The organism is Streptomyces flaveolus (assembly GCF_000716535.1).
GTDB classification, from domain to species: Bacteria; Actinomycetota; Actinomycetes; order Streptomycetales; family Streptomycetaceae; genus Streptomyces; species Streptomyces flaveolus_A.
In genome coordinates, this window is record NZ_JNWV01000005.1 from 60399 (window position 1) to 81761 (window position 21363).

Consider the following 21363-nt stretch of genomic DNA (forward strand, 5'->3'; position numbering starts at 1 on the left):
ATCCCCGCACGCCGCCGTCCGCAGGAGTCCGAGTCACGCTCCCCAGAGCGATGCCTCGAAGCAAGGGGCTGTCAGAGCCCGTGAACAAACGCCAGTCTGCCCGGATCACTCCGTTATGGGCAGGCACTCGGCGAGCAGGGCGACGACGTCCCGCCAAGCTCGCTGCGCGTGCTGAGGGTGATGACCGACCCCGGGAAGCACGATGTGGTCGACCGGTGGGTGATGGAAGGCGTGCAAGGCCCCGCCGTAGACCACGAGGCGCCAGTCGACGCTCGCGGCCTGCATCTCGGCGGTGAACGCGTCCCGTTGCGCGGGCGGCATGATCGGGTCTTCCGACCCGACCCCGGCCCACACCGGGCAGTGAATGCGCGCCGTCTCGCCCGGTCGGCCCGTGGTCAGTCCGTTGACTGTCGCGATCGCGCGCAGGTCGACGCCGTCGCGCCCGAGTTCCAGCGCGATTGCGCCCCCGGTGCCGTAGCCGACGGCGGCGATCCGGTCCGGGTCGGTCCGCGGCTCGGCGCGGAGCACGTCGAGCGCCGCGTGGCCGATGCCTCGCATCCGGTCGGGGTCAGCGAGCAGCGGCATGCAACGGGCCAGCATCTCCTCGGGGTCGCCCAGATAGCGCCCGCCGTGGAGGTCGAAGGCCAGCGCCACGTATCCCAGCTCGGCGAGCGCATCGGCCCGGCGGCGCTCGACGTCGCTGAGCCCCATCCCCTCGGGCCCGACCAGGACCGCGGGCCGGTGGTCGACACCGGCCGGGAGCGCGAGGTGCCCGATCATCGTCAGGCCGTCGGCCGCGTATTCGATCGTGCGCGTTGTCACCGTCGTCATGAGCCTGGACTGTAGTGATCGTCGAACCCGGTCGGGCCGGTGTTCTGCTACTGGCAAAAGGCAGGTCTCTGGTGTGTTCCGGAACCACCCCGCCAGCGGTTCAGCTCAGAGCTCGTGGACAAACCGCCGTCCGCCCGAAGGGCGGACGCACCGGACGCCGCTGCGCGCAGACGGGGTTTGTTCACAGGCACTCACCGAAGGATGACGCGCAGACAAGCGCGCAGCTGCTGCGGACGACCGGTTCTCCCTCAAGGACACCTCCGTCCCCGGCGTTCCCCGGCAGTACGCGCTCATCCCGCCCGAGGTCGTGAACGACATGGGCAACACCACCGGGGCGGGGCCGCGCCGCGCGGTGATGAAGGCGCTCAATCCCAAGCCGCCGGGCCTGATCAAGTGCGTCCCCGGGCGGGGCGCCGGCGACCGGGGTGCCTTCAGCGGCCGACGGGGTACGTCCCCCGGGTCAGCCCCACGGGATTCCCGGGCGGCAGCAGGCCCGACTCCCCGACCGTGCGGGCCAGCGGCTCCAGCAGCGCGGCCAGCCGCCCGCTCCGCTCGGTGCCCAGCGCCGTCCACGGTCCCTCGGCCGCCGCGTCGGTGAGCGCCTCGGCCTCCGCGCGCAGGGCCGCCCCCGCCGGCGTCAGGGAGCCGTCCGCCGTGAGCCGGCCGTCCGCGCGCAGCCGGGCCACGGCCGCCGCCCATTCGTCCTCCGGCCACTTCCGGGTCTCGCGCAGGAAGGTTCCGTCGGACTCGCCCGCCGCCGCCTTGAGCGCCATGGCCTCCAGCGGTCCGAGCCCCAGGCCGACCAGCACCGCCACATGGGAGTCGCCCCGCTGCTCGCGCAGGGTCGTCAGGGCCTGCCACAGGCGGGCGGCCGGCTTGTCCGGCCGCTCCAGCGCCTGATTGGCGGCACCGAGCACCCGGCCCCTGGTGTCCGCGCCCGCGGCGGCCTCCCAGGCGAGGTCCGCGGCCTCCGTGAACGCGGCGGAGCCGACGGTGTCCGCTCCGAACAGGCGGGTCATCGCCGCGTCCATCGCCTCCAGCCGGGCCGCCAGCGCGTCCGCCGGGGTGGCGTACGACCAGGCGTCCGGCAGCGCCCGGGTCACCCGGGCCGGGTGGAAGACGTAGAAGCAGCTCGTCACCACGGCCGGGGGCGCGGCGCCGAGCGGGGCGGCGCGCAGCGCGAAGTAGCCCATCCAGAACCCGCGCAGCCAGAGCCCGTCCGCGGCCCGGCGCGCCTCCGGTGTGAAGTACACGAGGCTGTGCACCGGCTCGTACCTCTCCCACAGGGCCCGCGCCATCCCGTCCGCCACTGCTTCCTCCCACCGCGTCGGCCTCGACGTGCTGTCGGCACCAGCCTGCGTTATGACAGCGGTCATAACAAGAGGGCGTCGGCCGGGAGAGGCGGCCGGCCTCAGCGGGCGGGGACCTGGATCCGCCCGATGGCGTTGCCGAGCAGCTCCGTGAACCACACGTCCCCGGCCGGTCCGGCCGTCAGCCGCAGCGGCACCTTCTCGCCGCCGTCCGGCACCGGGAAGGTGGTGATGGCGCCGGTCGCGGTGATCCGGCCGACGCGGCCGGCCTGGTCGGCGTACCAGACCTGGCCGTCGGGCCCGCGGGTGATGCCACCGGCCAGGCTGTCCGGGCCGGGCAGCGGGAACCGGGTGACGCGCCCGGTGTGGTCGACGCGCACCACTGCCCGCCCACCGGACGTGGTGAGCCACATGCCGCCCGGTCCGGCGACGATGCCGCCGGGGAAGCCGGAAGCCCCGCCGGGCAGCGGGAACTCGGTGAACCGTCCGGAGGGGGTGATCCGCCCGATCTTGCCGCCGCTCAGTTCGGTGAACCACAGCGCGCCGTCGCTGCCCGCCGCGATGGAGTGGGGAGAGGAGTCCGGGGTGGGCACCGGGTACTCGGTGATGCGGCCGTCGGTCGTGATGCGGCCGATCCGGTTCCCGGTCGTCTCGGTGAACCACAGCGCCCCGTCCGGGCCGGGCGCGATCCCGGCCGGGCCGCTGTCGGGCGCCGGCAGCGGGAACTCGGTGAGCAGCCCGGAGGGGGTGACGCGGCCGATCCGCCCGGCGGTGGTCTCGGTGAACCACAGGGCCCCGTCCGGCCCTTGGACGATCTCGGCCGGGCCGGTGTCCGGACCCGAGGTCGGGATGTCGGTGACCGTGCCGTCGGCCGCCATCCGCCCGATCCGTCCGGCGCCGTGCTCCGCGAACCACAGCGCGCCGTCCGGGCCGGCGGTGATGCCCACGGGCGCGGCACCGGCCGTCGTGGTCACCGGGTACTCCGTCACCGTGTCCGCCCCGGCGCGGGCGGGAGCGGCGCCGGCGGTGACGGCGGTGACGGCGGTGACGGCGAGCACGGCACCGGTCCACGCCGCGGCCGGCCACCGGACCCGCCCTCCGTGCCGGGTGTTCGTGGACATGGGATGCCTCCTTCGGGCGGCGCCGCACAGGCAGGGGAGTGAGGGCGGCCCCGGCTGCCGAACGACGCGATCACTCCGGCAGGCGTACGACCGCGGCGGCGATTGAGCCGGACGAGGGGTCCCGGAGCCGGTGCGCTGGGGCAGACGGGTGGCGTGGTGACCCGGCTGGGCGGCTCGGATGGTGGGAGCCAGGGGCCTCACTGACGGTGGTTCATGTCGGGGCCGGGTCCATCCAGCTGATGAGGTATCCGCTGCCCGGTCACGGCGGAAGGACATCACTATGCGCTCTGCCCGCATGCTCCTGGCAACGGCGGCTGCCGCCGCCGCCCTATCCTTCGCCACACCCGGCGCCGCGTTCGCCGTGGCGGCCGAGCACGACGGTGGCGGCCGGGACGGCTCCTCGTACAGCAAGGGGCACGACGACGACTCCGACGAGGACGAGGGATCCGACAGCGACCAGGACAAGGAGTACGGCAACAAGCGCGGCGGCGGCGGCGAACACGACGGGCCGCGCGGCGGAATGCACACGGGTGGCGGAGCTCTCGCCACGGTGCGCAGCGAGGAGTGGGGTTCGGGCGGCGACAGCCGGTTCGACCCCGAGAGCTACCGCGACAAGGACGGTGAGGACAGCGGCGGCAAGGGCGACAAGGGCGACCGGGGTGAGAAGGGCGACCGCGGCGAGAAGGGCGAGAAGGGTGACAAGGGCGACTGGGGTGACGACCACGACAAGCCGCGCGGTGGCATGCACACCGGTGGCGGCGCGCTCGCCACGCCCGGTGTCACCGCGGGCGGCCTCGCCGTCCTGGCCGTAGGCGCCACCGGTGCCTACGCGCTGCGCCGGAAGAAGGCCGCTCAGCCGGCGTCCTGACGGGCCGTACGTCCCAGGGGCTGCGGACGCCGTCGGCGCGCCCCGCGTCGGCGGCCCGCGCCCCCTGCGCCCCCGTCCCGGACGCCGCTCCCGGCGCCGTCTTCCCCCGCCCTGATCCCCGTGCTGCCGTGCCCGAGTGAGGTGGTGTCCGATGGCAGCAGATCCCTCTTCCCCGACCCCGTCAGGACCGGCGGCGGACGAGCAGCGCGCCGGCTACGGCGGGCGGCTGACGCTGTGGGGTGTGGCGGCCGTCTTCCTCGCCGTCAGCATGTTCGGCGGTCACCACCAGCCGGACGGCACGCCGGAGGCACACCGGGCCTCGGGCACCGGCGCCCCGCCGGCGGCCGACTCGCGGCAGTCCGACTCGCGGCAGTCCGGCTCACGACAGGCCGACGACGCGCTGCCCAGGTCCGCACCGACCCGGCTGCGCATCCCGAAGATCTCCGTGGACGCCCCCTTCACCACCCTGGAACTCGGCGACACCGGCCAGTTGCAGCCGCCGCCCGCCGCCGACACCAATCTCGTCGGCTGGTACGCCGACGGTGTCGCGCCCGGCGAACGGGGCACCGCGATCATCGCCGGACACGTCGACACGGCGACCTCCCCGGCCGTCTTCGCCAACCTCGACGCGCTGGAGCCCGGCGACCGTTTCTCGGTGGAGCGGGTCGACGGGCGCACGGCGGACTTCGTCGTGGACAGCGCCGAGACCTTCGCCAAGGACGACTTCCCCAGCAAACGGGTGTACGCGGACGCGTCGCGCCCCGAGGTCCGGCTCATCACCTGCGCCGGGGACTACGACCGAACGGTGCGGGACTACACCGACAACCTGGTCGTCTTCGCGCACCTGGTGTGAGGGGGTTCCGGTGCGCGCCGGGACGCCGGTTCGCCCCGGTCAGGCGGCGCGGTCCGCGAAGGGCCCGTCCGCGGCGAACGCCAGCGCCGCGAACCGCTCGCCGATCCTGCGGTGGCCGGCGGTGTCCGGGTGGAGGCCGTCGGGCAGCGGCAGCTCGGCGAAGTCGGCCTCCCCGTACAGCTCGCGGCCGTCCAGGTAGTGCAGGGCCGGGTCCTCGGCCGCCCGCTCGCGTACGATCCGGGCCAGCTCCTCCCGGACGACTCCCAGGGTGAGCTTCCCGGCGGCCCGCTCGGCCGGATCCCCGGTGGCCCGGTACCGCAGGCGCCCCTCGCCCAGGGCGGCCAGGTCCATGGCGGTGGGGCCGGGCGTGTCCTCGTGCAGCGGGCACAGGACCGGCGAGACGACGAGCAGCGGGGTGCCGGGGTGCCCCTCGCGGACGGTGTCGAGGAAGCCGTGCACGGCGGGGCCGAAGGCGCGCAGCCGCATCAGGTCCGTGTTGACCAGGTTGATGCCCAGTTTGACGCTGATCAGGTCCGCGGGCGTGTCGCGCAGCGCCCGGGCGGTGAACGGGTCGAGCAGCGCGCTGCCGCCCAGCCCGAGGTTGGTCAGCTCCACTCCGCCCAGGGACGCGGCGAGCGCCGGCCAGGTGGTGGTGGGGCTCGCCGCGTCCGAGCCGTGACTGATCGAGCTGCCGTGGTGCAGCCACACCCGGCGGCCCCGGTCCGGTACGGGCTCCACGGGGGCGTCGGCGCGCAGCGCGACCAGCTCGGTCGTCTCGTTGTGCGGCAGCCAGATCTCCACGTCCTTGAGGGCGTCCGGGAGACCGGTGAAGCGCACGGTGCCCACCGGGCCGGGCCGGTGCTCGGCGGAACCGGTGCCCAGGTCGATGGTGAGGGTGTCGCCCTCGGTGAGGGAGGCGCTGCCGACCGGGCGTCCGTCGACGAGCAGGTCGTACACGCCGTCCGGGCGCGGCGGCGCGCCGGCGTAGACCCGCTTCGTCGGCAGGGTGTCCAGCTCGACGGTGGTGGCGCGGGTGCGCAGGGTCAGCCGTACGCCGGAGGGCTGGGACTCCGCCAGGGCGAGCTGCGGGTCGGCGCACTGGGCGCGGGCCCGGGCGGGCAGCCGGTGCGGCAGCAGGCCGCGCGCGGTGCGCTCCAGTTCGAGGGCACCGCGTATCAGATCGGCGGTGAGGGGGATGGTGTGCATCGTGTCTGCCTGCGATTCCAGGGGGGTTGCCGTGGGGGAGCCGTGAGGTTCAGGGCTGGGCGGGCCAGTTGCGCAGCAGGGAGTCGAGGGCGTCCAGGATCCGGGTCCAGGACTCCTGCGAGTCGGGCGCGCTGTGGCTGAAGCCGCCGGCCGTCTCCAGGCTGACGTAGCCGTGGAAGACGCTGCCGAGGAGACGGACCGCGTGGGTCTGGTCCGGCTCGGTGAGGTCGTAGCCGCGCAGGATGGCCCGGGTGAGCTGCGCGATCCGCACCCCCGCGCTGCCGGCCGCCGTCTCGGCGTCCAGCGGGTGCCGGGCCGCCGTGTAGCGGCCGGGGTGTGTGCGGGCGTAGTCGCGGTAGACGTTCGCGAAGGCGCCGAGGGCGTCCTTGCCGGACCGGCCGGCCAGCGCCTCGGCGGCACGGTCGGCCAGCTCCGCGAGGGCGAGCAGCGCGATCCGCGTCTTGAGGTCCTGCGAGTTCCTCAGGTGCGAGTACAGGCTCGCGACCTTCACGTCGAACCGCCGGGCCACCGCGGACACCGTCACCTGCTCGAAGCCGACCTCGTCGGCCAGCTCCGCGCCGGCCTGCACCAGGCGTTCGGTGGTCAGCCCCGCACGTGCCATCACTGTGTCTCCCGTCTGTCGAAGCCCATTGTGCAATTTCCTAAAGGATTTAGGCAAACAGGATTACTGTTTAGACTGGCTCAGCCGCCGGTGGACTCCCGCGGGTGAGGGAGCACGGCCGGTCCGTGCCGCGCTCGGCGCGGATGCCGATGCGGCCGAGCGGCAGCATGTCGGCGTCCGCCCAGCCGCCCTCGCCCTGCCAGGGCGCCCACCGGGCCATCCGGGCGAACTGTGCCTCGACGTCCTCCCACCGGTTCCACGGGTCGTCGCAGACGTGCCACATGGTGGAGACGTCGGTGCCGGGGGACAGGCTCAGCTCGATCGGCCGGCCGCTGCGCTCGATCCGGAGGGCCGGGCGAGGGGCCGGACACCCACTTTTTTGTGGGTACTTGGCAGCTCCCGTCCGCCCGGGAGAGGCTGTTCTCCGAGGTCAGGGGCTGCCGGGGAACGGACGGGAGGTGACAGCGGCAGCGCGCCTCAGAACGACGCGGTGCGCGCCCCAGAAGGCCGCATCGCCTCAGGAGGCCGCTTCTCGTTCGCGGAGCCGCTCCAGACGGCGGTGGCCCCACTCGGCCATCGGACCGATCGCCTCGGCCAGATCGCGGCCGAACCCGGTCAGCGAGTACACGGTCTTCGGCGGCAGCACATCGTGCACCTCCCGGTGCACCAGCCCGTCGTCCGTCATCTCGCGCAGCGCCTGGGTCAGCACCTTCTCGCTGAGCCCGGGCAGTCGGCGGCGCAGTTCGCCGGGCCGGTGCGGGCCGGACTCCAGCAGCCACAGCAGCGACGTCTTCCACTTGCCGTCGATCACGGCGATCGCGGCGGTCACTCCGCAGACGTTCGGGTCCTGGGCACGGCTGCGCGTCATCGTCGTCCTCTTCCGCTCCGGTCGTGTCCCTTGTCTTTCCGTACTGAATACGGGAGTTGCAACATGTCCACATCCTCGGATCTTCCTGCCGTCACGGTGCTCGGTCTCGGCCCGATGGGCCGTGCGCTGGCGGGCGCGTTCCTGGCGTCCGGCCTGCCGACCACGGTCTGGAACCGCACACCGGGCAGGGACCGCGAGCTGACCGGAGGCGGGGCGCACGTCGCGGGGTCGGCCGAAGAGGCGGTCTCGGCCTCGGAACTGACCGTCGTCTGCGTGGTGAACCACGACGCCTCCGACGCGATCCTGCGCCGTGCCGAGGTCACCCGGGCACTGAAGGGCCGCACCGTCGTGAACCTGACCGCCGACACCCCGGAGCGTGCCCGGGACACCGGGGAGTGGGCGGCGGCCCACGGCGTCGGCTACCTGGACGGTGCGATCATGACGCCGGCGCCCAGCATCGGCACAGCGGAGGCCGTCTTCCTGCACAGCGGACCGCGCGACCTCTACGAGCGGCACCGGCCGGTGCTGGAGGCGCTCGGCGGGACGCACACCCACCTCGGCGAGGAGATCGGTCGCGCCGCCACCTACGACATCGCGCTGCTCGACATCTTCTGGACCGCGATGGCGGGGTACGCGCACGCCGTGGCGATCGCCCGCGCGGAGGGCGTCACCGCTCGTGAACTGGCCCCCTTCGCCCAGGGCATCGGCGCCATCCTGCCGCCGCTGTTCGAGCGGTTCGCGCAGGACGCCGACAGCGGCACCTACTCGGGGGAGATCAACCCCGTCACCTCGGCGGCCTCCACCATGGCCCACATCGTCGACGTCTCCGAGTCCCACGGCATCGACGCGGGCGTCATGCGGGCCGTGGAGGGCCTGGCCCGCCGTGTCATCGGCCTCGGCCACGGCACGGACGGGTTCATGCGGGTGGCGGAGGTGCTGGGCCGGCACTGAGACGGCGCGGCACCGGGACACCGGTCGGCCGCCGGCCCGCTCGCCGCCCGGCGGCCGGTTCCGGGGGTGTCGGACGCGCTCACCGCGCCGTGCGCGCGGGCGTGGCGGCGGGCGGCGGAGGACGCGGCTGCTCGGCCCAGAGACGCGCCAGTGGTCGAAGGTCACCTCACAGGCCGCGCCGCGCCTCGGGGGAGGAGGCGTAGGTCGCCGGAAGCCGGTGCGGTTCGGCGTACGCCCGTGTCAGGGCCGGGTCTCGGTGGACCGGGGCAGCCGAGGCCCGGCCGGTCAGCGCTGACCCGCGGTGACGCTCGGGCCGGCGCTGAACGGGAGGAATCGGTACAGGCCAGGGCGAATCGCCGAATCTCACGTTCCGCCGGGCTCGGAATCCCGCCGGTGAGGAGGTCGAGGTGCGGCCATGGCCACAGACGCCGGGCGGCTGAAGAGCGAGCCGCCCCTCCGCCCGGAGGCCGGGGGCGTACTGCCGCGGACCCGGAGTGCGCCGTGCCCGGGGCTTCTCCGTCGGCAGGCGTCCGTGCCCTGGCCGACCTGCGGCTTGTGCCCGGGAGGGCACAATGGAACGCTTCGGTCCGCCGGTCGCGAGTACGGTCGGCGACGGCTGTGGCGGACCGGCGTGGTCGGCCCCCGGCGAGAGAGCACCGGGGGCCGGTATGGGCGGGGAGTGGAGCGATGGAGTTGGAGTTGCGGCATCTGCGGGTGCTGTGCGCGATCGCCGACGCGGGCAGCGTGGGCCGTGCCGCCGCACAGCTGGGTTACTCGCAACCGGCCGTGAGCACCCAGCTACGGCGCATCGAACGCCACCTCGGCGAGCCGCTCTTCGAGCGCGGGCCCGGCGGGGTCCGGCCGACCCGCTACGGCGACGAGGTCGTCGAGCAGGCCCGGGACGTCCTGGCGCGGGCCGCCGCGATCGGGCACCGCCCGCCCGCCGCCCGCCCCGGCCGCACCCTGCGCGTGGCCGCGACGAACTCGCCCGTGCTGTCCGGCACGGTCTCCCGGGTCCGTGCGAAGCTGCCGGAGCTCTCCCTCTCGGTCACCAGCGTCTACGCGTCCTCGCGGATCGTCGAGCTGCTGGAGGAGGGCACGGTGGACGCCGCCATAGCCGCCGACTACCCGGGCATGGAACTTCGGCACTCGGCCGCCGTGATGCACCGCGGCATCGTCACCGAGCCCACCTTCGTCGCCCTACCCGCCCGCCACCGGCTCCGGCAGAGTGCTCAGGTGCAGCTCGCCGACCTCGCCGAGGACGCCTGGTTCGTGACCCCGGACGACGGCGCCGGCTGGCCGGGGGTGTTCTACGACGCCTGCGCCGCGGCCGGGTTCACACCGGTGACCGTCCACGAGTGGCTCGGCGACCAGACCCAGCTCCAGAGCATGATCGCCGACGGTCTCGGGGTGTCCCTGGTGCAGCCGACGCTGCGGCCGATCCCGCACGTCACGGTCAAACCGCTGGTGGGCTCCCCGCTGTGGTGCCGCTATGTGCTGGCCTGGCGGCCCGACACGGTCACCGACGACGTCGTGGAGACGCTGTTCCAGTCCGCGACGGCCGCCTACCGCGACCTCGTCGCCCAGGCGCCCCACCTGCGTACCTGGGCCTCGCGCACCTGGAGCGTCGCGGGGGCGTAGCGGCGGGTGTCACGGGTGCGCCGCGATGTTATGAGCGGCCAGTGCCATGTGCTATGTCACACGCCATTGTTGAGCGTGCGGTGCGCTGAGACAGTGCGTCACACGCCTCAACACCCCACAGAGGCGCATCCCTTCGTGGAGGAATCCCGATGCGCTATCGCTTCGCGCTGCCCGGACGCGTGCCGAGAGGCACGGCCGGCCGCATCGCCGGCACCGCCGCCGTCTGCGTCACCCTGGCCGGACTGCTGTCCACCCCGGCACTCGCCGCGCCCCGGCCGCACACCGCCGCGGCCACGGCGTCCCAGTGGCACACGGCCCCGGCCACCGCACCCCGCGCGCACCTGTCCGTGCCGTCGCCCGCCGCCGCGTCCACCGCCGCGACCGAGCGTCCGGCGACCCAGGCCCGGCGGCTCAGCCCGGTGCAACTCCCGCCGCAGCGGCCCACGTTCACCAGGCACTCCTCACCGCGTGCGGCGCAGGCGGCCTCCTGCACCCCGGCCGACTTCGGCAGCCGTACCGGCTCCGCCCTCGTCTCCTACGTCAGGGCCGCGACCGCGGACTGCGTCAACACCCTCTTCTCGGTGACCGGCACGGACGCGCGCGACGTCTTCCGTCAGGCCCAGATGCTGACCGTCGCCAACGCGTTCACCCGCACCGCCGGGCAGTACCGCGGCGACAACTCCGGCGGCCTGCTGCAACTGGTCCTCTTCCTGCGCGCCGGCTACTACGTGCAGTTCAACCACCCCGGGGACGTGGGCGCGTACACCTCCCGCCTCACCACCGCCGTCACCAGCGGCATGGACACCTTCTTCGCGCGCTCCCACTCCCGTGACGTCACTGCGGCCAACGGCGACATCCTCGGCGAGACGGTCATCCTCACCGACAGCGCCGACCAGCAAGGCCGTTACCTCTCCGTGTACCGGCGGCTGCTGACCGACTACGACAGCTCGTACGACGCGATCGACAGCATGGTCAGGGCCGTCAACGACGTCTACACACCGCTGTGGCGCGGCAACTGGAACCCGGCGTACGTGCGGGCGGTCGAGGCCGACCCGCGCATCGCCGACACCCTGTACGACTTCGCGCTGGCCAACACCGACCAGCTCGGCACGGATCTGGCGTTCCTGGACTCCAACGCCGGGATGAACCTGGCCCGTTACACCGGGCATTCCGAACTGCGCGGCGTCGTACGCCCGTTGACCAAGGACCTGCTGGACCGGACGGGCATCACCGGCCCGACGGCCGGGCTCTGGGTGGCGGTGGCCACGCAGGCGAACTCCTACGACCAGGCCGACTGCTCGTACTACGACGTCTGCGACCTGCCGGAGAAGCTCGACAAGGCCGTCCTGTCCGTCACGCGGCACTGCGACGCGAACGTCACCGTCCGGGCCCAGGCGCTCACCGCCGCCGACCTCGACGCCGTCTGCGCCAGTGTGCTCGGCCAGGACGCCTGGTTCCGGTCGGTCGTGAAGGCCGGCGGCGCGATACCCGGCCAGTACGCCTCCACGGTCCAGCTCGTGGTGTTCGCGAGCCGCGCCGACTACCAGACGTACGCCGGCGCGATGTACGGCATCAGCACCGACAACGGCGGCATGACGCTGGGCGGCGACCCGTCGGACCCGGCCAACAAGCCGATGTCGGTCATGTACCAGAAGAACCACGACGACGGCTTCCCGGCCCGGATCTGGAACCTCAACCACGAGTACACGCACTTCCTGGACGCCCGCGACGACATGAAGGGCGACTTCGCCCGGCAGATCTCCGTGCCGGACGTGTGGTGGATCGAGGGCATCGCCGAGTACGTCTCCTACGGCTACCGAGGTCTCGCCGACGACCAGGCGGTCCAGGAGGCCGGCCGGCACACGTACCGCCTGAGCACCCTGTTCGAGAACACCTACGACAACAGCGACGTGACCCGCACCTACCCGTGGGGCCACCTCGCCGTGCGCTACATGCTCGAGCGGCACCCCGACGACGTCCAGCGCATGCTCGCCCGCTTCCGCGTCGGTGACTACGCCGGCGGATACGCCGTCTACCACGACGGCATCGGCACCCGCTACGACGCCGACTTCGACCAGTGGCTCACGGCGTGCGCCGCGGGCGCGTGCACCCGGCCCGCCTCGGCCTGACCGCACACGCCCAGCAGAACGGCCGCCGACCGGAAACCCCGGTCGGCGGCCGTACGCGTGCGCACGGTCCGGGCGATCAGACGGCCGTCGCCGGGTACGTCGGGTACTCCACGCCCGACACGTGCTGGACGACCCGGACGACCTGGCAGGAGTAGCCGAACTCGTTGTCGTACCAGAGGTAGAGGATCGCGTTGTCGCCGTCCACCTTCAGCGCGCCGGCGTCCACGATCGAGGCGTGGCGCGAGCCGATGAAGTCGCTGGAGACCGCGTCGGGCGCCGTGGTGAAGTCGATCTGGCGCTTCAGCGGCGAGGTCAGCGAGACCTCGCGCAGGTAGTCGTGGACCTCCTCGCGGGTGGTCTCGCGGGCCAGCTGGAGGTTGAGGATCGCGATCGACACGTCCGGCACCGGGACGCGGATCGAGCTGCCGCTGATCTTCGCCTTGAGGTCCGGCAGCGCCTTGGCGACGGCGGAGGCGGCGCCGGTCTCGGTGATGACCATGTTGAGCGGCGCGGAGCGGCCCCGGCGCTCGGACTTGTGGTAGTTGTCCAGCAGGTTCTGGTCGTTGGTGAACGAGTGGACCGTCTCCACGTGGCCGCGCAGCACGCCGTACTCGTCGTCCATGGCCTTCAGCGGCGGGACGATCGCGTTGGTGGTGCAGGAGGCGCACGACAGGATCTGCTCGTCCGGCTTGACGGTGTCGTGGTTGACGCCGTGCACGATGTTCGGGACGTCGCCCTTGCCCGGCGCGGTCAGCACGACCTTCTCGATGCCGGGGCGCAGGTGCTTCGACAGCCCCTCGCGGTCGCGCCACTTGCCGGTGTTGTCGATGAGGATGGCGTCCCGGATGCCGTACTCGGTGTAGTCCACGTGCGACGGGTCGTCCGCGTAGATCACCTTGATGGCGTTGCCGTTGGCGACGATCGTGCTGCTGTCCTCGTCGACGGTGATCGTGCCCTGGAACTGGCCGTGGATGGAGTCGCGGCGCAGCAGCGAGGCGCGCTTGACGAGGTCTTCGGCGGCCCGGCCGCCGCCGCCGCGCACGACGATGGCGCGCAGCCTGAGGCCGTTGCCGGAGCCGGCCTTCTCGATCAGCAGACGGGCGACGAGCCGGCCGATGCGGCCGAAGCCGTACAGGACGACGTCGCGCGGCTCGCGGCGCTCGATCTTGTTGGCGCCGGTGGCTCCGGCGACCGCCTCGGCGGTGAACTCCGCCACGCTCAGGCCGCGGTCGTCGGTCTTGTAGGTGGTGGCCAGCATGCCGAGGTCGATCTGCGACGGCCCGAGGTCGAGGGCGGTCAGGGCCTGGAGGAACGGCATGGTCTCGGTGACCGAGAGCTCGGCGCCGGCGATCTGCCGGGCGAAGCGGTGCGTCTTCAGGATGCTGACCACCGACTTGTTCACCAGGGAGCGGCTGTGCAGCAGGACGGTCACGTCCCGCTCGCGGTGCAGCTTCCCGATGAGCGGGATCATCGACTCCGCGATCTCCTCGCGGATCTTCCAGTTGGTGAACGAGTCGTCGTTGACAGTCACGGATCCATCTTTCGAGCTAGGCAGCGCTCATATGATAACCACACCCTCCATGGGCCCCTTGGAGGGGGTGAGAGAGGCCGGTGACACGTCCGGACGCGTGAAAACCGGGGGAGGGGTGGCGGAAACCCGGGTCGCGCGTTGCACCTGCCCAGCGGCGTGCCCAAGGTCGACGCCGTGAGCACCTCCTCCGTCCCCCGGCCCGAACCGACGGCCCCGTCCGGACCCCTGAGGCGCCTCCGGCTGCCCCGGCCGGCCGGGGCAGCCCGGCCGCACGGCGTCCTGCCGGCGCTCGCCCTGTTCGCGGCGGTCCGGCTCGCCGGGCTCCTCACGGTGATCCTCACGAACGAACTCCGAGGACATCCGCTGGTCAGGAACCTGGCCCACTCCTGGGACTCCCGCTGGTACCTGCACATCGCCACCCACGGCTACGGCCACCTCGTCTGGATCTCCCCGCAGGGTGCCGTCCAGACCGACTGGGCGTTCTTTCCCCTCTACCCGGCGCTCATCCGAGCGCTGACCGCCGTCCTGCCGCTCACCCCGGGCCGGTCCGCCCTGCTCATCGCCTGGACGGCCGCGGGCGTGGCCGCGTACGGCATCTACCTCGTCGGCCACCACCTGTACGGCCGGGGCGTCGCCACGATGCTGGTCGCCCTGTGGGCCGTCCTCCCGCACGCCGTCGAACTGACCATCGCCTACACGGAGTCGCTGTTCGCCGCACTCGCCGCGTGGGCGCTGTACTGCGTGCTCACGGGCCGCTGGCTGTGGGCCGGAACCCTGGCCGCGCTGGCGGGCCTGGCGCGGCCCAGCGGATTCGCGGTGGCGGTGGCCGTCGCCCTGGCCGTCGGGCACCAGGTGCTGCGCCGGCGCGGCCGGGCCTCCGCGCGGCTGTGGGCCGGGGCCCTCCTGGCCCCCCTGGGCTGGCTGGGCTACGTGCTGTGGGTGGGGAGCCGCACGGGAGACCTCCTCGGCGGCTACTTCACGGTCCAGCGCGCCTGGGACTCCCGCTTCGACTTCGGCGCCGGCTCGGTGCGCTTCCTCAAGGCACTGTTCCTGTACGGCGGAGGCGTCGTCTACCCGGCGGCCCTCCTGATCGTCGTGACGGGCGTCCTGCTGTTCGCCCTGCTCTGCCTGGACCGCCCCCCGCTCGCCCTGATGGTCTTCTCCGGCGTCCTGGTCCTGCTCGTGGTGGGCGGCTCCGGCTCCTTCTCCTCCAAGCCGCGGTTCCTGCTGCCGGCCTTCCCGCTGCTCGTCCCGATGGCACGCGCGCTCGCCCGCACCTGGTGGCTGCGCCCGCCGGCGGCGATGGTCGTCTACGGCTCCCTCACCCTCGTCTCCCTGTTGTTCGGCGCCTATGTGACGGCGGTGGCCCACTCCCCGCTGTGAGCCACCGCCGGGATCACGCGAGCTGTTCCCGCCGGTGTCCGGCGCGGTGGCCGACCAGGCCCGCGACGGCCACCATCAGCGCGCTGACCCACACCGGGGAGCGAGGGCCGAGCCCGCCGTCGAGCGCGGCCCCGCCCAGCACCGGACCGAGCGCCGCGCCCACGTTCAGCGCAGCCGTCGCGAACGCGCCCCCGAGGGACGGCGCGTCCACCGCCTCGTACAGCACCCGTGTGATCAGCACCGAGCCGACCCCGAAGGCCAGCAGTCCGAGGACCGGCACCAGAGCGACGGCCACGACCGGCTGCCCGGCGACCAGAGCAAGTGCGGCCCACCCGACGAGCAGGGCGATCCCGGCGGCCGTCGGCACCGTCCGGGCGCTGCCGTGCACCGGCCGGTCCGCGGACCGATCGCCCAGCCGGTCCGCCGGCTGCTCCGGCACCCGTTCCGCCACCCGGTCCGACAGCCGGCCCGCCGCCGTCACCCCGGCGAACGCGCCGGCCCCGAACAGCGCCAGTACGGCCGGCACCCACCCGGTGCCGAGTCCGCAGACCTCGGTGACGAGCGGCGCCAGGTAGGTGAAGGTGCAGAAGGTGGCGCCGTTCACGAGCGCGGCGAGGCAGAGCACCGACCGCAGCCGGGGACGGCGCAGCGCCCGCAGCTCCGTACGGGCGCTCCGGTCCGGTCCCGCGGCATCCGCCGGGCCGCGCGGCACCGACCGGGCGATCGCCACGAACGCCGGGGCGGACAGCAGGGCCACCGCCCAGAACGCCGAACGCCAGCCCAGCAGTTGGCCCAAGGCCGCACCGGCGGGCACCCCCACCACACAGGCGAGCGTGGTGCCGCCGAGCAGAACGGCGGTGGCCCGGCCCTTGGCATCCGGCGCGACCATGCCGGTCGCCGCCACCAGGCCCACGGCCAGGAAACCGGCGTTGGCCAGCGCCGCGAGCACCCGGGTGGCCAGCAGCACGGAGAAGTCGGAGGTGAGGGCCCCGACGACATGGACGGCCAGGAACACGCCGAGGAACACCAGCAGCGACTGCCGCCTCGGCCGGCGCCGGCCGAGCAGTGCCGTCAGGGGCGCGCCCACGGTCATGCCGACGGCGAAGGCGGACGTGAGGGTGCCCGCGGTGGGGACGGAGACCCCGAGATCGCGGGCGATGTCCGGCACCAGGCCGGCCAGCATGAACTCGGAGGTGCCTTGGGCGAAGACCGCCAGGCCGAGGAGATACAGAGCGAAAGGCATGAAGACTCCACACACCGTGTCGCGGACGGAGGGCGAGCACGCGCGGGCGTGCGGTCCCGGCCGGCGCGGTCACGCCGCACGGAGGGGTGCGGCATCACGCGCATCGCACGAAGGGGGAGATGGCACGGGGAGAAGAGGGTGCGTGCCGGTCCGGAACCCGGAGGACGGCAGCCCGGTGATGGCGTGAACGCGGAGAAGCCCGACGCCGAGCGCCGGGGGAGCCGACGCCGGGCGCGGACAGAGCCGACGCGAGGAAAGCCACCGGACGGCCGGTGGCTACCGTCTGGATGCCTCGGGGCTGGACATGTCCGGCACGCTAACGTGCCGACACGGGCGCGCGCCACCCGGATTTCCGCGGCGCGCGCGGGACTATGGAGACCGGGCGCCCGCCGGGTGTGGATCCGGCACCGGCCCGGCCCCGATGCCATGATCAGCCGCAGGACGACGGGGAGGAAGCGCCGATGAGGCTGCACACGCACGAGTGGGGGACCGGCGACCGGATCGCCGTCCTCGTGCACGGAATCATGTCCGACCACCGCACCTGGCACCGGGTCGCACCGGTCCTCGCCGGCAAGGGGTACCGGGTCATCGGCGTGGACCTGCGCGGGCACGGCGCCAGTGGCCGGGGCGAGTACACCCCCGAGGCCTGGGCGGGCGACCTCGTCGAAACCCTTCCCGAACGGCCGGAACTGGTGGTCGGTCACTCGCTCGGGGCCCTGGCCCTGGCCGGCGCCGTCGAACGGCTGGCGCCCGCCCGGGCCGTCTACTGCGACCCCGCCTGGGACTTACGCCGGAGACTGGTCGAGGCGTCCGCGTACTTCGCCGTCTTCAAGTCCGCGAACCGCGCGATGGTCAAGAGCCTCAACCCGCGCTGGGACGAAGCCGACGTGGACGTGGAACTGGCCACGCTCGCCGACTGGGACCCCGCCACGGCCCGCGTCCTCCCGGAGATCTACGCGGTCAGCCGGACACCGGCGCGCCCGGTGGTGCCCTCCCTGGTGGTGCTGGCCGGCACCGGCGAACTCGTACGGCCCGGCCTGGACGAGGAGTTGGTGCGGCGGGGCTTCGAGGTCCGGACGGTCGAGGGCGCCGGGCACTGCGTCTACCGGGACGACTTCGACGGCTTCATGGGCGCGCTCGGCGGCTGGATCTGAGGGGGGCTCAGCCCCCCGAGGACGGTTGGCGGACGGTCAGCGCGGGTTGAAGACCACGCTGGCGAAGCGGGCGTTCGCGGGTGCCGACCGGCCGGGGGCGAGCCGCAGCGCGGACCCCTTGCACCTCTTCTTCGTGTAGACGACGAGCGGCTTCTTGGTCCCGTTGCGGGCGCCTCGCGCCTCCTGGGCCATGTCGAGGCACTTGTCGTCCGGCGGGTTGTCGAGGGCGTACGCCTTGCCCTGGGGTCCGATCCAGATGAACGTGCCGTCGGCGGCGAGCGCGGAACCCGTGGCGGTCAGAGCGAGGGCGAGACCGCCGAGAACGGCGGCGAGCGGACGACACAGGCGCACGGGCGTGGCCTTCGCCGACACGGGCGTGGCCGTCGTCGACATGCGCGGGTCCTTCCTTGGCATGGGCGAGTCCTTCGCTGGGCGGGGTCGGGGGAGAGGCGGGCCGAGGGGCCGCAGCCGTAATCTCCCACCCCCGCCGCACCGTGCCCCGGAGCCGACACGCACACGTCCACCGTCCGGGGGACGACGGTGGAACCGGGACGACGCCCCGCCGTCCGCTGTGCGAAGCCCGCGAATCGGGGTAGACGGGGGGACGCCCGAGGAAAGGACCGTCTCATGACGACCTACGTGATCAGCGTCCCCGGCACCTTCACCACCGGGATCGAGGCAGACACCCGCACCCGGCTGGCCCGGGCGCTCCGGCCCGCCGATCCGCACGGCACGCACATGGGCAACGCCGAGGACCTGGACGCGCTCAGCGTCAACGACGACAACACCTTCACCCTGCGCCTGACCGTGGAGGCGGACACCGGCCGGCACGCCGAGGAAGAGGCCCGCAGGCTCGCGGACTCCGCGCTCCAGCAGGCGGGACTGGATGAGCGGACCGCACCGCTCGGGCCCGCGGTGATCACCGGCATCGACTCCGAGGTCCGCTGACCGCGAGCACGACCGGGGCACCGGGCGGGGCCGGGTCCGGGCCCGGTCGGCCATCCGCGAGGCGCGATCATCCCATTTAGGTAAAATCTAGACGTTTGCGAATAATTCAGGCGACCCGCCCCCGAGGGCCACCCGTCCCGCCGGAAGTGATCGATGCCCCGCAAGCGCACCACGGACGATGGCGACGAGCTGCTGGCCAGACTCGGTTCGCTCACCGCCCAGGCGCGCCGACGCGCGGAGCTGCAACGCACCCAGGTCGAACTGGCCGTCGCCCTGCAGCGCGGCATGCTCCCCCGGGACCTGCCGACCGCGCCCGGCCTCCATCTCGCGGTGCGGTACACGCCCGCCAACCTCGGTCTCAACGTGGGCGGCGACTGGTACGACGCCTTCACCATGCCCGACGGCCGGATCGGGCTGTCCATCGGCGACGTACAGGGTCACAACATCGAGGCCGCGGCCTTCATGGGCCAGGTCAGGGCCGGACTGCGGGCGCTCGCCTCGGTCACCGGCGATCCCGGGGAGCTGCTGGCCCGCACCAACGACCTGCTGCTCTCCCTGGGCAGCGATCTGTTCGCCACCTGCACCTTCATGCGGCTCGACCCGGCCACCGGGGTGCTGGAGAGCGCCCGGGCCGGTCACATCCCCTTCGTCTGGGCCACGGCGGACGGGAAGTCCGGCGTCGTCGACGACGAGGGCGGACCGCCGCTCGGCATCGAACAGGGCATGGAGTTCCCGGTCACCCGGCACCGGCTCACCACCGGCGGGGTCTTCGTCCTGCTCACCGACGGTGTCGTGGAAGGGCCGTCGCTCAACATCGAGGACGGCCTGGACCAGGTGGTACGGCTCGCCGGTATCGCCGCCGTCGCCGGCCTGGAGGCCCGCGCGCTCGCCGCGGCCGTGATCAAGGGCGCCGAGAGCGTCGGGCACGAGGACGACGCCGCCGTGCTGGTCGTGGGCCTGGACGGCCCCGCCGCCCCGGCGTGAGCGGTCCGGTGCCTGGGGCCCGAGCGGGGCCCGGCACGCGGTGCTGATCGCTCCAGCACCTGGTCCTGCGCCGTACCAGTTTTCCGGTCCTGAGCCGTACCGGTATCCGGTCCCGAGCCGTTCCGTACCCGGCTGCCGTCAGCCATAGGGCCGGACCGCCGCCCGTCTCGCCTCGCCGACCGGCGGCCATCGGTGTGAGATTGCTGCTGTGGTGGGTTTCGAGGAGCTGCGCCGACCGGGTGGCCGTGCCGTCGAGCTGCTGGCCGTCGCCGCCTGCTACTACGCGGCGGCCCGGCTCGGCCTGCTGCGCCAGCTGACGGTCGAGGGAGCCGTCGTCACCCCCATCTGGCCGCCGACCGGCGTCGCCGTCGCCGTGCTGCTCATCCTCGGCCTGCGCTGCTGGCCCGGCATCACCCTCGGCGCCCTCTTCTCCGTCCTGTCCCTCACCACGCCCGGACCCGACGTGCTCGGCATCCTCTTCGGGAACACCGCCGCCCCCGTGTGCGCGGCGCTGCTGCTGCGCCGGGCAGGCTTCCGCACCGACCTCAGCCGGCTGCGCGACGGCCTCGCCCTCGTGTTCCTGGGCGCGCTGGGCGCCATGCTGATCAGCGCGACCGTCGGCGTCGGCGTCCTCGTCCTCACCGACAGCGTGCCGATGCACAGCTTCTGGCCCGTCTGGCTCGCCTGGTGGGTGGGCGACGCGATGGGCGTCCTGCTCGTCACCCCGCTGCTGCTGCTGTTGCTGCGCCGCGTCCGCAGACCACTGCCCCTGCGCCGCTGGAAGGAGGCGACCGCGCTGGCCGTCGTCGCCTGCGCCCTCGTACCGCTGGCCGCCCACAGCTCGCTCAGCCTGCTCTTCCTCGTCTACCCGCTCATCATCTGGGCGGCCCTGCGGTTCCAGCTCGTGGGCAGTGTGCTCTGCGCGCTGCTGACCTCCGTGGTGGCCACCGTCGCCGCGACGGACCAAGTCGGCGCGTTCGCCGGGCTGAGCCGGATCGAGGTCATGGTCAAGCTCCAGGCCTTCAACGGCGCCATGGCCCTGACCGCGCTGCTGCTGTCCGCGGTGATCATCGAGCAGCGCAACACCCGAGACTCGGTGGAGAAGGCCTGCCAGGAACTGGTGGAGGTGCTGGAACACCTCACCGCGGGCGAGGCGCCGCCGCCCCGGCCGCAGACGGAGGCCGACGACGTCGACGACCGGCCGTGGCCCACCGGGACACCGTGAACCTCCCGCGGCGCCGGTGCACCCTCCGCGGGCCCTCGTCGCAGCGGCGTGTCACCGCTCGGAGCGGTTGACCGGCCCCTCGTCGTCGCTGCCCGGCTCCGCGGCCGGCGTCCCCGCCTTCGTGGTGCGCTGCTCGCGGGACGGTGGGTGGGCGGCACCGGTGGCGCCGGGCTGCCCGCCACCCGTGGTGCCGTAGCCCCCGGGAATCCCCGGCGGTGTGTCCGCCGCGGCCTGCGCCTCGCTGATGTGCCGCCGGGCCCGGACGTTCGCCCGGCGCTCCGGATACGGGTAGTCGAACGGTTCCGATTCGGCGCGCTCGCGGTCCGCCTCGCGCTGCCGGCGCGCGGCCCGCTCGGCCGCCGTCGCGTTCTCGTCCTGTCGCTCGCGCTCGTGGTCCTTCATGCGGCGCCGAGTACCCGGGCGACGGCCACCGTCAACGTCCCTCCCGGCGTGTCGGACGGCCCGCCGGGGGCACTGGGAGACGATGGGCCGAGT

The 21363-nt window shown here is 73.4% G+C and carries 21 protein-coding genes; 10 read left to right on the plus strand and 11 right to left on the minus strand.

The features are described 5' to 3' along the window. Window positions 1–105: 105 nt before the first annotated feature. From OO52_RS05915 to OO52_RS05925, 3 genes are all read right to left on the minus strand, one after another. A complete protein-coding gene (locus OO52_RS05915) occupies window positions 106–831 on the minus strand; it encodes a dienelactone hydrolase family protein (protein ID WP_030641660.1) in 726 nt (241 codons plus the stop codon). Window positions 832–1262: 431 nt separating this feature from the next. Continuing rightward, window positions 1263–2141, minus strand: a complete 879-nt coding sequence (locus OO52_RS05920) for an SCO6745 family protein (protein ID WP_037628714.1) — start codon at window positions 2139–2141, stop codon at window positions 1263–1265. Window positions 2142–2242: 101 nt separating this feature from the next. Continuing rightward, complete coding sequence (locus OO52_RS05925) at window positions 2243–3262, minus strand: Vgb family protein (RefSeq protein ID WP_037628716.1); 1020 nt, start codon at window positions 3260–3262, stop codon at window positions 2243–2245. A gap of 280 nt (window positions 3263–3542) precedes the next feature. Here OO52_RS05925 and OO52_RS05930 point away from each other — a divergent pair, with 280 nt between their 5' ends. Beyond that, window positions 3543–4130, plus strand: coding sequence for a hypothetical protein (locus OO52_RS05930; RefSeq protein ID WP_030641667.1), 588 nt, complete (start codon window positions 3543–3545; stop codon window positions 4128–4130). 151 nt (window positions 4131–4281) lie between these two features. Next, window positions 4282–4983: a class F sortase gene (locus tag OO52_RS05935; RefSeq protein ID WP_030641669.1), complete on the plus strand. Its 702-nt coding sequence runs from the start codon at window positions 4282–4284 to the stop codon at window positions 4981–4983. 39 nt (window positions 4984–5022) lie between these two features. Here the strand turns inward: OO52_RS05935 and OO52_RS05940 are convergent, their stop codons facing one another. The 4 genes from OO52_RS05940 to OO52_RS05955 form a co-directional block, all read right to left on the minus strand. Beyond that, a complete protein-coding gene (locus OO52_RS05940) occupies window positions 5023–6189 on the minus strand; it encodes a GDSL-type esterase/lipase family protein (protein ID WP_030641672.1) in 1167 nt (388 codons plus the stop codon). A gap of 49 nt (window positions 6190–6238) precedes the next feature. Then, on the minus strand, window positions 6239–6811 hold the full coding sequence (locus tag OO52_RS05945) for a TetR/AcrR family transcriptional regulator (protein ID WP_030641674.1): 573 nt from the start codon (window positions 6809–6811) through the stop codon (window positions 6239–6241). Between the two features lie 70 nt (window positions 6812–6881). After that, window positions 6882–7094, minus strand: coding sequence for a hypothetical protein (locus tag OO52_RS05950; RefSeq protein ID WP_030641676.1), 213 nt, complete (start codon window positions 7092–7094; stop codon window positions 6882–6884). Between the two features lie 234 nt (window positions 7095–7328). Then, entirely contained in the window at window positions 7329–7679 is a 351-nt protein-coding gene (locus OO52_RS05955) for a winged helix-turn-helix transcriptional regulator (protein ID WP_030641678.1), read from the minus strand. A gap of 63 nt (window positions 7680–7742) precedes the next feature. Between OO52_RS05955 and OO52_RS05960 the strand changes: the two genes are divergently transcribed. The 3 genes from OO52_RS05960 (at window position 7743) to OO52_RS05970 (ending at window position 12400) form a co-directional block, all read left to right on the plus strand. After that, window positions 7743–8630 (plus strand): NAD(P)-dependent oxidoreductase, encoded by an 888-nt coding sequence (locus tag OO52_RS05960; RefSeq protein ID WP_030641680.1) that lies wholly within the window; start codon window positions 7743–7745, stop codon window positions 8628–8630. Window positions 8631–9317: 687 nt separating this feature from the next. Then, a complete protein-coding gene (locus OO52_RS05965) occupies window positions 9318–10271 on the plus strand; it encodes a LysR family transcriptional regulator (RefSeq protein WP_030641682.1) in 954 nt (317 codons plus the stop codon). 149 nt (window positions 10272–10420) lie between these two features. Further along, window positions 10421–12400, plus strand: coding sequence for a collagenase (locus tag OO52_RS05970; RefSeq protein WP_030641684.1), 1980 nt, complete (start codon window positions 10421–10423; stop codon window positions 12398–12400). 76 nt (window positions 12401–12476) lie between these two features. Here OO52_RS05970 and OO52_RS05975 read toward each other — a convergent pair whose 3' ends face one another. Continuing rightward, window positions 12477–13931: a glyceraldehyde-3-phosphate dehydrogenase gene (locus tag OO52_RS05975; protein ID WP_030641686.1), complete on the minus strand. Its 1455-nt coding sequence runs from the start codon at window positions 13929–13931 to the stop codon at window positions 12477–12479. Window positions 13932–14087: 156 nt separating this feature from the next. On the opposite strand from OO52_RS05975, the gene OO52_RS05980 reads away from it, so the two are divergent. Further along, on the plus strand, window positions 14088–15314 hold the full coding sequence (locus OO52_RS05980) for a membrane protein (protein WP_030641688.1): 1227 nt from the start codon (window positions 14088–14090) through the stop codon (window positions 15312–15314). A 13-nt stretch (window positions 15315–15327) separates the two neighbouring features. Here OO52_RS05980 and OO52_RS05985 read toward each other — a convergent pair whose 3' ends face one another. Further along, entirely contained in the window at window positions 15328–16557 is a 1230-nt protein-coding gene (locus OO52_RS05985; protein WP_030641690.1) for a Cmx/CmrA family chloramphenicol efflux MFS transporter, read from the minus strand. A gap of 461 nt (window positions 16558–17018) precedes the next feature. On the opposite strand from OO52_RS05985, the gene OO52_RS05990 reads away from it, so the two are divergent. Beyond that, a complete protein-coding gene (locus OO52_RS05990; protein WP_030641692.1) occupies window positions 17019–17711 on the plus strand; it encodes an alpha/beta fold hydrolase in 693 nt (230 codons plus the stop codon). A 36-nt stretch (window positions 17712–17747) separates the two neighbouring features. Here OO52_RS05990 and OO52_RS05995 read toward each other — a convergent pair whose 3' ends face one another. Beyond that, entirely contained in the window at window positions 17748–18125 is a 378-nt protein-coding gene (locus OO52_RS05995; RefSeq protein WP_234337754.1) for a hypothetical protein, read from the minus strand. A gap of 213 nt (window positions 18126–18338) precedes the next feature. On the opposite strand from OO52_RS05995, the gene OO52_RS06000 reads away from it, so the two are divergent. From OO52_RS06000 to OO52_RS06010, 3 genes are all read left to right on the plus strand, one after another. Continuing rightward, entirely contained in the window at window positions 18339–18659 is a 321-nt protein-coding gene (locus OO52_RS06000) for a hypothetical protein (protein WP_030641696.1), read from the plus strand. A gap of 153 nt (window positions 18660–18812) precedes the next feature. Next, window positions 18813–19643 (plus strand): PP2C family protein-serine/threonine phosphatase, encoded by an 831-nt coding sequence (locus OO52_RS06005; RefSeq protein ID WP_030641698.1) that lies wholly within the window; start codon window positions 18813–18815, stop codon window positions 19641–19643. Between the two features lie 208 nt (window positions 19644–19851). After that, window positions 19852–20868 (plus strand): MASE1 domain-containing protein, encoded by a 1017-nt coding sequence (locus OO52_RS06010; RefSeq protein WP_030641700.1) that lies wholly within the window; start codon window positions 19852–19854, stop codon window positions 20866–20868. Between the two features lie 51 nt (window positions 20869–20919). Here the strand turns inward: OO52_RS06010 and OO52_RS06015 are convergent, their stop codons facing one another. Further along, the gene (locus OO52_RS06015; RefSeq protein ID WP_030641702.1) at window positions 20920–21270 is read right to left on the minus strand and encodes a hypothetical protein; all 351 of its coding nucleotides are present in this window, start codon (window positions 21268–21270) and stop codon (window positions 20920–20922) included. Window positions 21271–21363 lie beyond the last annotated feature (93 nt).